Below are 13,156 nucleotides of genomic sequence, written 5' to 3'. Positions count from 1 at the left end.
AGAATTTTGCACCATGAAATCAGCAAGTCGTACGCCTAAGGCGTGGCTTCTTTATAATACCGGGTCGCTGGTCTCTGTGGTGCGCAGACCAGTGCTTTCTTCCTCCCTCCTTTTTAAGGGTCCGGTTTACGTGCATTGGATTAGCCGCATCATTCTTGTCAGCGTGTTCATATCCGCCCCGGCGATGGCAGATCAGCCAGTGGCGCCGACGGGCGAGTTGCGCACGGTGGGTAGCCTGCGCCTGCATTCCGCCCCTCAGGATGACGCACTGCCGGCCTTTTTGATCGGCGATGACATCAGTCGCGACGCCCAAGGGCGTGTCAGCCTGCAGGGCAATGCCCAGGTGCGGCGGCTGGATGGGGTCATCAAGGGCGACCGCATCGACTACGATCAGGACACCGGCGAAATCGAAGTCAGCGGGCATGGCCTGATGATGCGCGATGGCAATATCATCAAGGCCCCGCATCTGCGCTATAACACCGGCACCAGCCAGGGGGCCATTCAGGCACCCGAGTTCTGGCTGGGGGCGTCCGCGGGCCAAGGGCATGCCGCGTATGCGGATGTGCTGAGCCGCCAGCATATGCGGCTGGATGATGTGCGCTATACCGGCTGGACCGGCCAGAATCCTGCCTGGTATATCGATGCCAAGCAGGTCGATCTGTACATGGACGAAAACGAAGGAGTGGCGCGCAACGGGGTCTTGCGCTTTAAAGGCGTCCCCATTCTGTATTCGCCGTATCTTAGCTTTCCGCTGGGCAAGGATCGGAAATCCGGGTTTTTGCTGCCCACTTATGGCACATCCAGCAACGCTGGCATCGAACTCACCACCCCGTATTATTTCAATCTGGCCCCAAATTACGACGCCACCCTGTCGCCGCGCTTCATGAGCAAGCGCGGGGTGCTGCTGGGGGCCGAGTTCCGCCACCTCAGCGAGCGTTCGCATTCCGAACTGTTCGGCACTTACATCATGCGCGACCGCCAGACCGGCGACCATCGTTGGCTGTACTCCGTCCAGCACACCCAGAACCTGGGCGGTGGCGTGCAGGCCTATCTGGATGCCCGCAAAGTCTCTGATGATGACTATTTCCGTGACTTTTCCTCTTTCGGGATGACGGATGCGGCCATTACCTATATGCCCAGCCAGGCAATGCTGACGTGGGCCGGCAGTCCGTACCTCAGTGCCTCGTTGCAGTTCTATACCTACCAGACCCTGCAGGACTCCACCGGGACCTTCCTGGCACCGCCCTACAATAAATTGCCCGAACTCCATGTGCGTGCCCAGCACTACAACTGGAATGGCTTTGATGTGGTGTCGGACAACTATGCCACTCGCTTCCTGGCTCCGATCTACCAGGGCGATGCGTTCCCCCAGGAAGCCGACCAGCGCCTGATGCCCAATGGCATGCGCGCGACCTCTTATACCTCGGTGGCGCGGCCCTTTGTGTGGCCGGGGGCCTACATTACCCCCAAGATCGGCATGCATCTCAGCCAATATCAGACCGACTGGTTTTATGACAGCATCCGCAGCCTGCCGCCCGAACTCATGGGCCAGCCCAGCAGCCAGTCGCGGGTCTTGCCAATCGCTTCATTGGATGCCGGGCTGACCTTCGAGCGCGAAGCAACCTTGTTTGGCAACGCAGCCATCCAGACCCTGGAGCCGCGCCTGTATTATCTGTATGTGCCGTATCGCGACCAATCCGGCTTGCCGGTGTTTGATACCGGCATGGCCTCGTTCAGCTACCAGCAGGCCTTCGACGAAAACATCTTCAGCGGCGGTTGGGACCGCATTGCCAATGCCAATCAGTTGACGGCAGGCCTGACCACCAACTGGCTGGATGCGGATACGGGCTTCGAACGCATGTCCTTGTCGGTGGCCCAGCGCTTTTATTTCGCAGATCAAAGGGTCACCTTGCCCAGCCAGACGCCGCGCAAGGCATCTGAATCAGACTATCTGGTGGGTGCCTATCTTGCCCTGACAGATCGCTTTTCCATGTATTTCGACGGTCAGTTCGACCACGAGACCAATAAACGCAATCGTCTCAGCTCAGGGGTGCGTTGGGCACCTAAACGCCTTGCTTCCCTGGCCCTGGCCTATCGCTACGAGCGCGACCCCAATTTATACACGGACCCTTATCGCGTTTTGCCGCCCGATGCATCCTTGCAGTCGCATGAGCAGATCAGCCTCAGTACACAATGGCCGCTGACGCCCCACTGGTTCGGCGTAGGCCGCTATGATTACTCCCTGGCTGAGAAACGCAATACCCAGTCTATCGTCGGGCTCGAATATCGCGGCGATGGGGGCTGGGCGGCGCGCGCCGTGTTGCAGCGCTATGCCGTGTCCACCGAAAAAGCCAATACAGCTTTGTTCCTGCAGTTGGAACTCACAGGTCTGGGGACATTGGGTACTGATCCCATGTCCCTGCTGTCCCAGCGGATTACCGGGTATCAGTCCGTGATTTCACCCACGCCCGAAAAAACTGTCTTCGAGAGGTATGAATGATGTCTGGCTTGCGTCATCCCGCTGGTACGATGTTCCTGGCCTTGGTGCTGGGCGGCAGCGTTCTGGCCTCCCCGGCCCTGGCAGCGGGTAAATCCGCTGCGCGTCAGGCGGCCCCGGCCCAGCAGTTTGTCGATGGCATTGCTGCCATTGTCGACAAGCAGGTCATCACCCTGGGCCAACTGGACGACAAGATCGTAGAAGTGCGCCGACAAATGCAGCAGCAGCGCATTCCGGTGCCGGAGACTACGATTCTTCGACATCAGGTGCTGCAGCAAATGATTAATACGATGCTGCAAAATAACGAGGCCCGGCGGCTAGGCATTCGCGTGACCGATGCCCAGGTGACCCATGCCATCCAGACCGTGGCGCAGCGTAACCGGATTAGCGTCGACCAACTGCGCAAGGAAATCCTGGGCAGCGGCATGGGCTGGGAGCAATACCAGTCAGAACTGCGTTCGCAGATACAGGACGACATGCTGCGCCAGCGCTTGGTCGAAGATCGCATCAGCATCAGCGATGATGATATCGATGCCTTCTTGCAATCTCAGGGCGGCCAGTTGCCCCCGCCGCAGGCGATGACAGCGCCCGCGCCCGAATCCGCCGCTGCGCCTGTTGCCACCGGCCCGGAATTGATCGAACTCGCGCAAATACTGATCGAGGTCCCCGATTATGCCGCTCAGTCCGTGGTGATGGAAAAACGCCAAGAGGCTGAAGCCATCTTGCGCAAACTGAAGACAGGTGCGGATTTCGCCGGGGTGGCCGCTGCGTCCTCCAATGGTCCTCAGGCGCTGCAAGGGGGCGAGATGGGGATACGTCCCCTGCAAGAATGGCCTGATCTGTTCTCTCAGGCGATTCAGAATACGCCGGCCGGCGGCCTCAGCGGAATCGTTCAAAGCGGTCGAGGCTTCCATATTCTCAAGGTTCTGCGGCGTGGCTATGCTCAGCAGCCAGCGCCCAGACAGGCCGCCAAGCCTGCTGCTCCGTCACAGGTCCAGGCTCAGACTCAGCAGCCCACTGGGCCCATGATGGTGACCCAGACGCATGCCCGTCACATACTCATCAAGACCACCCAGGTGGTGGATGACGATAAGGCACGCAACACATTGGATGGGCTGCGCCAGCGTATCGAGCATGGTGAGTCCTTTGCCGAGCTGGCCAAGCGCTATTCCCAAGACGCCTCTGCCCCCAAGGGCGGCGATTTGGGCTGGCTGAGCCCCGGCGAGACCGTGCCCGCATTCGAACAGGCCATGAACGATCTGCAGGACGGCCAGGTCAGTCTGCCCGTCAAATCGCCCTTTGGCTGGCACCTGATCCAGGTACAGGAACGTCGCAGCAAAAACATGGAAAACGAGTTCCGCCGCATGCAGGCTCGCAGCGAACTCATGCAGCGGCGCATCGGCCCGGCATACGAAGACTGGCTGGATCAGTTGCGCAGCCAGGCCTATATCGATAACCGCTTGGACAACACCCTCAGCGGGCAGCAATAATCCTATGCAACATCAGGCACGCAAGCGTTTCGGCCAGCATTTTCTGAGTGATGAATCCGTCGTGGATGCCATCGTGCGGGCGATCGATCCCCTGCCGGATGATTGCATGGTCGAGATCGGCCCAGGGCTGTCGGCCCTGACGTCACCCTTGCTGGGTCGCTTGCGACACTTGACTGCCGTCGAGCTGGATCGTGATCTGGCCCGGCGGCTGCGTCATGCCTGGCCTGCGGATCGCCTGACGCTGGTGCAGGCTGATGCCCTGAAAGTCGATTTTTCCGAGCTGCTGCCGCCCACTACCGGATCGGTGGAGTCCCCCGGGCAGCCCGATGCGCCGGTTCGGCGATTGCGGGTGGTCGGCAACCTGCCCTACAACATCTCCACACCGCTGTTGTTTCATTTGATGCAGTGGGCCGATCTGGTGCAGGACCAGCATTTCATGCTGCAGCGGGAAGTCATCGATCGCATGGTGGCCCGCCCGGGCGACAGCCAGTATGGGCGGCTGTCGGTGATGCTGCAGACGCGTTATCGCATGACGCATTTGTTTGATGTGCCGCCGGAATCCTTCGATCCCCCTCCTAGGGTGATGTCGGCCATCGTGCGCATGCGCCCCCTGACCGCTGATCAGCGCCGCTTGCCGCTGGACCCTGCCGTGTTCGATCAACTCGTGTCGCGGGTGTTCGAGCATCGCCGCAAGATGATACGCGGCAGCCTGGGCGGCTGGGCCCAACAGCTGGACTGGGAGGCCTTGGGTGTTTTCCCCACGGCGCGTCCCCAGGAACTATCGGTCGCCCAACTCATGGATATGGCGGATGCGCTGACCCCCTCCAGGGCCGTTTAGCAGGGCTTTGGATCAGTCCTCTCGGCCGCTGCGCTGAATCAGTTCGACCTTGTAGCCGTCGGGGTCCTGCACAAAAGCAATCACGGTGTTGCCATGCTTCATGGGGCCGGCCTCGCGCACCACCAGCCCGCCGCGGGACTTGATGGTGGCGCAAGTGTCATACGCGTCCTCGACTGCGATGGCGATATGGCCATAGCCATCGCCGATGTCGTAGGTCTCGGTGTCCCAGTTATGGGTGAGTTCCAGCACGGCACCTTCGTCTTCGTCCTGGTAGCCGACAAAGGCCAGCGTAAACCGGCCATCGGGGTAGTCCTTGCGGCGCAGCAGCCGCATCCCCAGGATGTCGGTGTAAAACATAAGGGACCGGTCCAGATTGCCGACGCGCAGCATGGTGTGTAGAAGTCGCATGATGTGTTCCTGATCAGACAGTATTGACAGACCTATGATACGCAGGTTTTATGCCTGCGCGACTGGAATCTGTGACGCTGTCTCCTCGGCCCCGCCAGAAGGCGGCTGCCGGGGGCGCTGCGGATTGTGCCGGGTCAGCGCACGACATAGACGGCGCATTCGGCGCGCTGCATGACCTTGCGGCTGATGGAACCGATTTGCAGGCCGGGCAAGTCGCCCAGGCCCCGGGCACCCACCGCAATCATGCTGGCATCGCTGGCCGCCGCCAGAATGGCCTGGTCAGCCGGTCCTTCGGTAATGACGGACTCGGTGCGCAGGTCCGGGTAGCGCTGTTGGATCTGGTCGATGGCTTGCTGGGCGATGGTCTCGGCCTGGCGCGAAGTATCCGCCACGACCTGCTGATAGATTTTTTCGTCGGCGGCCTGATCGGCCAGGCTGCGGTTGTCGGCGGGCCGCAGGGAAGACGCCAGCGACCAGAGATCCCAGTTGGGGCGTTTCCAGGCCACCACGATGCGCAGGAATGAGTTGGTTTCAGCCGCCAGGTGGGCAGCTTCGTCCAATGCGCGCACCCCGAATTTCGAGCCGTCCACGCCGACCACCACCGGGAACTTGTCAGAGGGCAGGGGGCGTGGTGATTTACGCACCACGGCCACTGGGCAGGTGGCATGGCTGGTGACTTTGAAGGCCACCGAGCCCAGGATGATGTCCGGCAGTATCCCCCGCGTGCGGTGGCCGATCACCAGCAAGGTTGCGTGGTCCGCGCCCTCGACCAGGGCATTGGCGGCATCGCCTGGCTGACCACTGGCCCTGACCTCGGTGTCGGTGAACATGCGTGCCCGAGGAATACCGGATTCGGCAAGCTGCTGAGCCCGGCGCAGGTACATTTCCTGGATGCCGGGCCGGGCGAGCTCGACGCTGTCGGGGTCGACCTCGGTGGCTGAAATGATCAGCAGGGGGCAAGCCCGCCGCTGAGCCACGCGTGCGGCCCATTCCAGTGCAAAATCACCTTCGCGTGACCCATCGAAGCCGACCACGATCAGCTGGTCTTTCTGTGTTGCGCTCATGTTGTTACCTGCAGGCTGATTGATCTGGGAACCACACAGCTGACGTTACCGCATATTCTGCATAGCATAAATACGCTGTCGATTTCTTGTTAATGCCATGTTAAGTTGGCACCAGGCCATGCTGGCAGGGCTGGGCGGCCCTGCGGGTTGATAGCGGCCGTGCCACTAATAGGGGGCGTCATGAGTTCTCAGGATCTGCATCAGCGTATATCCACCACCACGGGCTTGCTGGCTGATGGTGACTACACCATCACCGACCGCAACGAAAAGCTCTTTAATGAAGACCTGGCGCCTGTTCCGGCCTCCAAGCGCACCTGGGGGGCGCTGGAGATTTTCAATGTCTGGACGAACGACGTGCAGTCGCTGGCGGGCTATACCCTGGCGGCCAGCCTGTTCATCACGGCGGGTATCAGCGGCTGGCTGGTATTCCTGGCCATTATCCTGGCCAGCGTGTTGGTCATGTTTCTGGTCAATCTATCGGGCAAGCCCAGCGTACGCTACGGCATTCCCTATGCCGTCATTGCCCGCACCAATATGGGGGTGCTGGGGGCGCGGTTCCCGGCGCTGCTGCGCGGCATTGTGGGCATGTTCTGGTTTGGTGCCCAGACCTATTTCGCCTCTACCGCCGTGGCACTGGCGATCAATGTCTTTGTGCCGCATCACTCTGCCGAGACCTTTCTGTCCCTGACCTGGGTGGGCTGGCTATCCATCATCATCGTCAGTTTTTTCCAGTTGCTGATCTTCATGCGCGGCATAGGCTGGATTTCCCGCTTTCTGAATTTTGCAGGACCGGCGGTCTATGTGGTGATGATTCTGCTCTTGATTTTCCTCTGGACCGAGGCCGGCGACGAGCTGCTCACCGGGGTTGGCACCATGTTCCAGTCGGCTGAACTCTCCGGCTGGGCAGCCATATCGGCCTTTTTTGGGGTGATGGGCACCATGGTGGCGTATTTTGCTGCCGTGGTGGTTAATTACGGCGACTTCTCGCGCTTTACACGGTCTTTGTCGCACATGCGCCGGGGTAATTTCTATGGCTTGCCGGTGTCACTGACGCTTTTTACGTTCCTGGCCCTGTTCATCACGGCGGGGTCCTATATTGCCCTGCAGCATGGCGGTGGCCAGCCACTGACCAACCCCGCTGATATTGTCGGGCTGGTGGGCAATCCCTACCTGACCCTGGTGGCGGCGGTGACCTTTTTCATCGCGACGGTGGGGATCAATCTGGTGGCCAACTTTGTGCCGCCCGCCTACGATCTGGCCAATCTTTGGCCCTCGAAAATTTCCTTTCGGATCGGGGGCCTGATCACCGCCACAGTGGGTTTCGTGATCGCGGTGCTGTGGGTTGCCGTGATTGCTCCCATGGGCTTTGACAAATTCGTCGATACCTTGGGGGCAGTGCTGGCACCACTGTATGGCTTGCTGGTATGTGATTACTATATCTTGCGCAAGGGCCGCTTGTATGTGGCCGATATGTTCACCATGTCCGACAAGGGCGTCTACCACTTCAATAACGGCTGGAACTACCGGGCCTTGGCGGCGGTGGGGCTTGCGGCGGTGTTTTCGATGGCCACTGTCTGGGTGCCGGTGGTGGGTGAAACCTTGGGTGGCTTCGGTTGGATCATCGGGGCATTCCTGGGGGGCTTCTTCCACTGGATCGCCATGCGGGGCCGGATACAGATCGACCCCCACAGCAGCCGCGCTTAAAACAGCGGCAAGGTCGCTGGGTGGTGCTGCTTCAGGGTGTCGCGGGCCTGCTTGTAATCCGGATACAGGCAGGCCACTTCGCGCCAGAAAGCGGGGCTGTGATTCATTTCCTTTAAATGGGCCACTTCGTGGGCAATCACATAATCGATCAGATCGGGTGGCAGGTGGATCAGGCGCCAATTCAGGCGGATGCGGCGCTGTCCCGAGCATGAGCCCCAGCGGCCTTGGGCGCCGGACAGGCCCCAACTGCGGATTTGCTGTCCCGCCAGATCCAGATAATGCTGCAGGCGTTGCTTGAATCGTCTGGTGGCCTGCGCTTGTAGCCAGGCCTGAGTCAGGTCCTGGATGCGCGCGCTGTCGGCGCTATCCGGCAGTGCCAGCGTCAGCACCCGCCCCGTTTCCGGCAGGTCGATCGAATCATCGAAATGAGTTTGGGCCGTGCTGTCCAGGGCCAGGCGGATCATCGTGCCCAGGTACGGAATGCGTCCGCCATTCCGCCATTGGGTGTTTTGCAGGGCCAGCAGGCTCAGTCGTTCCTGCTGGATGGCCAGTTTTTTTTGAATCCAGCTGTTTTTTTCGCGAATGACGTCTTCAATCTGGCGGCGGGTGACCCAGGTGGGGGCCTGTACGTGTAGTTGGGCATCGCGCAGGGTCAGGCCGATGGTCTTGCGCCGGGAACGACGCAAGACATAGGCGGGTAGGGCGTTGGCGGCGGGCTGAACGGCAACGGGCGGCCGTTTGCTGGCGCCGGTCTTGGCCGTGAACGGAGCCGTATCAAACAAATCCAGCTGCCTGGAAGTCTCTGTGTTCTGATTCACGAATGGGAGCTTGCGCGCTGACCGCCGGACGGCTTGGCGTCCGCATAGCGCTCGGGGTTCAGTACCCGCATTTCGGCTTCGATCCAATCGCGCACGGCATTGTTCAGCGTCACAGAATTGTAGTTGGCGGGGTCCAGCGGTGGGCCATAGGACACCGTCACCAGGCCTGGGGTCTTGATGAAGGCGTTGCGCGGCCAGCGTTCGCCGGCATTGTGGGCCACAGGGATCACCGGCACGCCGGTCTTGCAGGCCAGCATGGTGCCGCCTTGTTTGTAGCGGCCGATTTCGCCGGGTGCTACCCGGGTGCCTTCGGGAAACAGCACGGGCCAGCGGCCTTCTTGCAGCCGTTGGCTGCCGATGCGGACGACTTGCTCGAAGGCCTCGCGGCCCTTGGCGCGATTCACTGGGATCATGCTGAGCAGCGCCAGACTCCAACCGAAAAAAGGCACGTGATGCAGTTCTTTTTTATAGACAAAAACAACATCGCGAGGCAGTTTGACGGCGAAATACAGAGTTTCCCAGGCGGATTGGTGCTTGGATAGAATGATCGCCGGCCCATCGGGCAGGTGTTCGGTGCCCCGCGCCTGGTAACGGATACCGAGAATCCAGCGAGCCCCCCACAGCGCCAGTGCAGGCCAGCCCAGGGTCAGGCGGTAGCGCCAGGTCAGGGGCAGGGGGGCCCACAGCACGCAACAAACGGCATAGGGGATGATCGTCACGACCAGAAACGTCATGTACAGGGCGGAGCGCAGAAATATCATGGTGAGCCCTTTAGCAGGGCGTCGACCACTGCCGCCAGATCATCTCGAACTTCAGTCCCGGCCGGGAGTTCGCCGCAAGTGCCCGAGGTCTCCCAGGTTTGGCGGCCCTTGCCGGTCAAAACCAGCCAGGGAGCGCAGCCCACTGTCGCGCCTGCTTGCAGGTCGCGCAGGGTATCGCCGACAAAGGGAATGCCCTCCAGGCGTACATCCAGGCGTCGGGCGATATCGTGCAGCATCCCGGGTTTGGGCTTGCGACAGTCGCAATTTTCATCAGGCTTGTGGGGGCAGAAGAAAATAGCGTCGATCTGTCCCCCGGCTGCGCTGACGGCCTGGTGCATCCGCTGGTGGATGGCCCCCAGGGTTTCCATGCTGAACAGGCCGCGCGCCAGCCCCGACTGATTGGTGGCCACGACCACCCGCCACCCTGCCTGACTAAGGCGGCCAATGGCCTCCAGGCTGCCTGGGATGGCTTCCCATTCGTCGGGGGATTTGATGTAGTCGTCGCTGTCCTGGTTGATTACCCCATCGCGATCCAAAATTATGAGTTTCACTGGGCTAGCCTTGAGAGATCGGCCACCTGGTTCATCAACTGGTGCAGGGCTTGCAGCAAGGCCAGGCGATTGGTGCGGATCGCAGGGTCTTCGGCCATCACCATGACTTCGGTGAAGAAGGTATCCACCGCCGTGCGCGCCTGGGCCAGAATTGCCAGGCTGTCAGTGTAGTTGCCCGCCTGCAGCGCGGCCTGGGCCTTGGGCGTCAGCGTGGTGATGGTCTGGGCCAGTTGGCGTTCGGCGGGCTCGGCCAGCAGGGCCAGATCGAAATCCGGCAGTGTCTGGTCTGCTTTCTTCAGCAGATTGCTGACGCGCTTGTTGGCGGCGGCGAGAGATTCGGCTTCGGGCAGGCGAATGAACTCCATGCAGGCACGGACCCGGGCATTGACTTGGTGCAGTGGCGGGCGCAGCGCCAGCACAGCATCGATGGCAGCACGTTCGTGGTGCGCGGCCAACTGGTGACGATAGCGTTCGTAAATAAAGTCCTGGACGGCGGGAATGGTGTCCTTGTCGAGCACGCCCGCTGGAAAATTGGTGGCTGCCTGGGCCAGGAGTTCGGCCAGATTGGCAGGGCTGTCCTGGCTGTCCTGCAGCCAACCGCCGACGGTCAGCTGTTCGTAGGCGCTGATCAGGCCCAGTGCGGCACGCCGCAGGCCGTAAGGGTCGCGTTCGCCGGTGGGGGCCAGGCCGATGCCCCAGATACCAATCAGGGTCTCGGCGCGTTCGGCCATGAACAACACGGTAGCGGTCAGTGTGTCGGGGGTGACCGGTTCGTCCAGGCGGATGCGGTATTGGTCCCGCAGGGCGCGCACCACGACGGGCGGCTGGCCTTCGTGGTGGGCGTAATAAGCCCCCATGATGCCTTGGAGTTCGGGGAACTCGCCCACCATCAGGGTGCCCAGATCCGCGTGCGCCAGCATGGCGGATCTGGCCGCCAGCAGCGCGTCGCCGCCCACCAGCGGGGCCAGCCAGCGGGCCGTTTTGCGCACGCGTTCAGTGCGTTGCAGCTGCGTGCCGAGCTTGTTGTGGTAGACACTGTTGGCCAGATCCGCCACGCGGTCAGTCAGCGGCGTCTTCAGGTCGGTCTGATAAAAGAACTGTGCGTCGGCCAGGCGCGGACGCACGACGCGCTCGTTGCCCTGGATGATCAGCGCTGGATCGGCTGGCTGCATATTGCTGACGATCAGGAACTGGTGGGTCAGGCGATTGTTGGTCGGGTCGAACAGCGGAAAATATTTTTGATTCAGCTGCATGGTCAGAATCAGGCACTCGGGCGGTACGGCCAGAAAGGCCGCATCAAAAGCCCCCACATACACCGTGGGCCATTCGACCAGGGCCGTGACCTCATCCAGCAGGGCCAGCGTTTCCGGGGTGTGGCCGATGGTGGTGTTCAGGCTGGCGGCGGTGTCGGCCAGTTGTTGCGCAATGCGGCTGCGACGTTCGTCGAAACTGGGGACGACGTAGCCCCCGGAGGACAGTTGCGTGGCCCAGTCGTCTGCCGAGTCAATCGAGATCGGATCGGTGCACAGGAATCGGTGGCCGCGGGTGATGCGGCCGGCCTGCAGGCCCAGGGCCTGAACCGGCACCACGGTGTCACCCCATAAGGCCAGCAGCGCATGGGCTGGCCGCACGAATTTGACGTTGGTGTGGCCATCCGCCAATTGGTATTGCATGACCTTGGGGATGGGCAGGTGGGTGACGGCGTAATCCAGCGCCTGTTGCAGTCCATCGCTCAGTTGTGCGCCAGGGGCGGTGCCCTCGGCGTAGAGCACGTCTTGTTTGCCGTCGTGGTGGCGGGCCAGATCGGCTGGCTGTAAATGCGACAGGCCTTTGGCCTGCAGTTTTTTCAGCAGAGCGGGGGCGGCATTGCCTTCTGCGTCCAGGCCGATGGCAGCGGGCATGAGCTTTTCTGCATAGGACTGGTCCGGTGCCTGGTCCAGTACTGCGCTGAGGTGCACGGCCAGGCGGCGCGGTGTGGCATAGACCGTGAGGCTGCAACCGTCGGCCAGCAGATGTTGCTTTTCCAGGGTTTGCTGGATGCCGTTGGCAAAGGCCTCGCCCAGCGCCTGCAGGGCTTTGGGGGGCAGTTCCTCGGTCAGCAGTTCGACCAGCAGGGCTTGCGTGTTCATGGTTGGGCCTCCAGCATGGGAAAGCCCAGTTGCTCGCGGGAATCATAATAGGCCTGAGCCACGGCGCGGGACAGGTTGCGGATGCGGCCAATGTAGGTGGCGCGTTCAGTGACGCTGATGGCCCCTCGGGCATCCAGCAGGTTGAAAGTGTGGGCGGCCTTCAGGGTGGCTTCGTAGGCGGGCAGCGCCAGGGGCACGTCGATCAGGCGCTTGGCCTCGGTTTCGTAGTCGTTGAAATGGGCAAACAGCATGGGGGTGGCAGCGTATTCAAAGTTATAAGTGGACTGTTCGACCTCGTTTTGGTGGAACACGTCGCGGTAGTGAACCACCCGGCCATCGGGGGCCTTGGTCCAGACCAGGTCGTAGACGGACTCTACGTCTTGCAGGTACATGGCCAGACGCTCTAGTCCGTAGGTGATCTCGCCCATGGTGGGGTTGCAGTCCAGGCCGCCGACCTGCTGGAAGTACGTAAACTGCGTGACTTCCATGCCGTTCAGCCAGACCTCCCAGCCCAGACCCCAGGCGCCCAGGGTGGGGTTTTCCCAGTCATCTTCGACAAAGCGGATGTCGTGTTGCTGGGGGTCGATGCCCAGGGCTTGCAAAGAACCGATATATAGGTCCAGGATATCAAGAGGCGCGGGCTTGAGCACCACCTGGAACTGATAGTAGTGCTGCAGGCGGTTGGGGTTGTCGCCGTAGCGGCCGTCTTTGGGGCGCCGGGATGGCTGTACATAGGCGGCACGCCAGGGCTCGGGGCCAATGGCCCGCAAAAAGGTCGCCGTATGCGAGGTTCCGGCCCCGACCTCCATATCGTAGGGCTGCAGCAAGGCGCAACCCTGACGGTCCCAATACTGCTGGAGCGATAGAATTAGTTGTTGAAATGTAAGCATGACGTG

General features: G+C 61.3%; 11 protein-coding genes. 4 read left to right on the top strand and 7 right to left on the bottom strand.

Annotated features, from left to right (window positions below; translation table 11 throughout):
* The first annotated feature begins 130 nt into the window (after positions 1 to 130).
* From VDP81_RS05535 to rsmA, 3 genes are read left to right on the top strand one after another with little or no spacing between them, the layout of a single operon-like run.
* Positions 131 to 2,500 carry an LPS-assembly protein LptD gene (locus VDP81_RS05535; protein WP_322996643.1) on the top strand — a complete coding sequence of 790 codons (2,370 nt, stop codon included), beginning with the start codon at positions 131 to 133 and terminating at the stop codon, positions 2,498 to 2,500.
* Complete coding sequence (locus VDP81_RS05530) at positions 2,497 to 3,987, top strand: peptidylprolyl isomerase (RefSeq protein WP_323011775.1); 1,491 nt, start codon at positions 2,497 to 2,499, stop codon at positions 3,985 to 3,987. The genes VDP81_RS05535 and VDP81_RS05530 overlap by 4 nt, the downstream gene beginning before the upstream one ends.
* Positions 3,988 to 3,991: 4 nt before the next feature.
* Positions 3,992 to 4,825, top strand: coding sequence for a 16S rRNA (adenine(1518)-N(6)/adenine(1519)-N(6))-dimethyltransferase RsmA (rsmA, locus tag VDP81_RS05525; protein ID WP_322996645.1), 834 nt, complete (start codon positions 3,992 to 3,994; stop codon positions 4,823 to 4,825).
* 12 nt (positions 4,826 to 4,837) lie between these two features.
* Here the strand turns inward: rsmA and gloA are convergent, their stop codons facing one another.
* Together gloA and VDP81_RS05515 are read right to left on the bottom strand one after the other, a co-directional pair.
* Positions 4,838 to 5,233 carry a lactoylglutathione lyase gene (gene gloA, locus VDP81_RS05520; protein WP_322996646.1) on the bottom strand — a complete coding sequence of 132 codons (396 nt, stop codon included), beginning with the start codon at positions 5,231 to 5,233 and terminating at the stop codon, positions 4,838 to 4,840.
* 134 nt (positions 5,234 to 5,367) lie between these two features.
* Positions 5,368 to 6,297 carry a universal stress protein gene (locus VDP81_RS05515; RefSeq protein ID WP_323011774.1) on the bottom strand — a complete coding sequence of 310 codons (930 nt, stop codon included), beginning with the start codon at positions 6,295 to 6,297 and terminating at the stop codon, positions 5,368 to 5,370.
* 180 nt (positions 6,298 to 6,477) lie between these two features.
* Between VDP81_RS05515 and VDP81_RS05510 the strand changes: the two genes are divergently transcribed.
* The gene (locus VDP81_RS05510; RefSeq protein ID WP_322996648.1) at positions 6,478 to 8,001 is read left to right on the top strand and encodes an NCS1 family nucleobase:cation symporter-1; all 1,524 of its coding nucleotides are present in this window, start codon (positions 6,478 to 6,480) and stop codon (positions 7,999 to 8,001) included.
* Here VDP81_RS05510 and VDP81_RS05505 read toward each other — a convergent pair.
* The 5 genes from VDP81_RS05505 to glyQ are packed head-to-tail and all read right to left on the bottom strand — an operon-like array spanning position 7,998 to position 13,150.
* Positions 7,998 to 8,819, bottom strand: a complete 822-nt coding sequence (locus tag VDP81_RS05505; protein ID WP_323011773.1) for a SprT family zinc-dependent metalloprotease — start codon at positions 8,817 to 8,819, stop codon at positions 7,998 to 8,000. The genes VDP81_RS05510 and VDP81_RS05505 overlap by 4 nt on opposite strands.
* Positions 8,816 to 9,580 (bottom strand): lysophospholipid acyltransferase family protein, encoded by a 765-nt coding sequence (locus tag VDP81_RS05500; RefSeq protein WP_322996650.1) that lies wholly within the window; start codon positions 9,578 to 9,580, stop codon positions 8,816 to 8,818. The genes VDP81_RS05505 and VDP81_RS05500 overlap by 4 nt, the downstream gene beginning before the upstream one ends.
* Positions 9,577 to 10,131, bottom strand: a complete 555-nt coding sequence (gene gmhB / locus VDP81_RS05495) for a D-glycero-beta-D-manno-heptose 1,7-bisphosphate 7-phosphatase (protein ID WP_323011772.1) — start codon at positions 10,129 to 10,131, stop codon at positions 9,577 to 9,579. Before gmhB ends, VDP81_RS05500 begins: the two co-directional genes overlap by 4 nt.
* A complete protein-coding gene (glyS, locus tag VDP81_RS05490) occupies positions 10,128 to 12,260 on the bottom strand; it encodes a glycine--tRNA ligase subunit beta (RefSeq protein ID WP_323011771.1) in 2,133 nt (710 codons plus the stop codon). Before glyS ends, gmhB begins: the two co-directional genes overlap by 4 nt.
* Positions 12,257 to 13,150: a glycine--tRNA ligase subunit alpha gene (glyQ, locus tag VDP81_RS05485; protein WP_322996653.1), complete on the bottom strand. Its 894-nt coding sequence runs from the start codon at positions 13,148 to 13,150 to the stop codon at positions 12,257 to 12,259. The genes glyS and glyQ overlap by 4 nt, the downstream gene beginning before the upstream one ends.
* Positions 13,151 to 13,156: the final 6 nt, after the last annotated feature.

The organism is Castellaniella sp. (assembly GCF_034675845.1).
In the GTDB taxonomy this organism is placed as follows: Bacteria; Pseudomonadota; Gammaproteobacteria; order Burkholderiales; family Burkholderiaceae_B; genus Castellaniella.
Note: the sequence above shows the minus strand (reverse complement) of the source record. Positions and strands in the feature narration are given on the sequence as shown.

Bases quoted from the DNA above. Each gene is read 5' to 3' on its own strand.
- glyS (WP_323011771.1), bottom strand. From the start codon at position 12,260: ATGAACACGCAAGCCCTGCTGGTCGAACTGCTGACCGAGGAACTGCCC.
- VDP81_RS05530 (WP_323011775.1), top strand. From the start codon at position 2,497: ATGATGTCTGGCTTGCGTCATCCCGCTGGTACGATGTTCCTGGCCTTG.
- glyQ (WP_322996653.1), bottom strand. From the start codon at position 13,150: ATGCTTACATTTCAACAACTAATTCTATCGCTCCAGCAGTATTGGGAC.
- VDP81_RS05500 (WP_322996650.1), bottom strand. From the start codon at position 9,580: ATGATATTTCTGCGCTCCGCCCTGTACATGACGTTTCTGGTCGTGACG.
- VDP81_RS05510 (WP_322996648.1), top strand. From the start codon at position 6,478: ATGAGTTCTCAGGATCTGCATCAGCGTATATCCACCACCACGGGCTTG.
- gloA (WP_322996646.1), bottom strand. From the start codon at position 5,233: ATGCGACTTCTACACACCATGCTGCGCGTCGGCAATCTGGACCGGTCC.
- VDP81_RS05515 (WP_323011774.1), bottom strand. From the start codon at position 6,297: ATGAGCGCAACACAGAAAGACCAGCTGATCGTGGTCGGCTTCGATGGG.
- rsmA (WP_322996645.1), top strand. From the start codon at position 3,992: ATGCAACATCAGGCACGCAAGCGTTTCGGCCAGCATTTTCTGAGTGAT.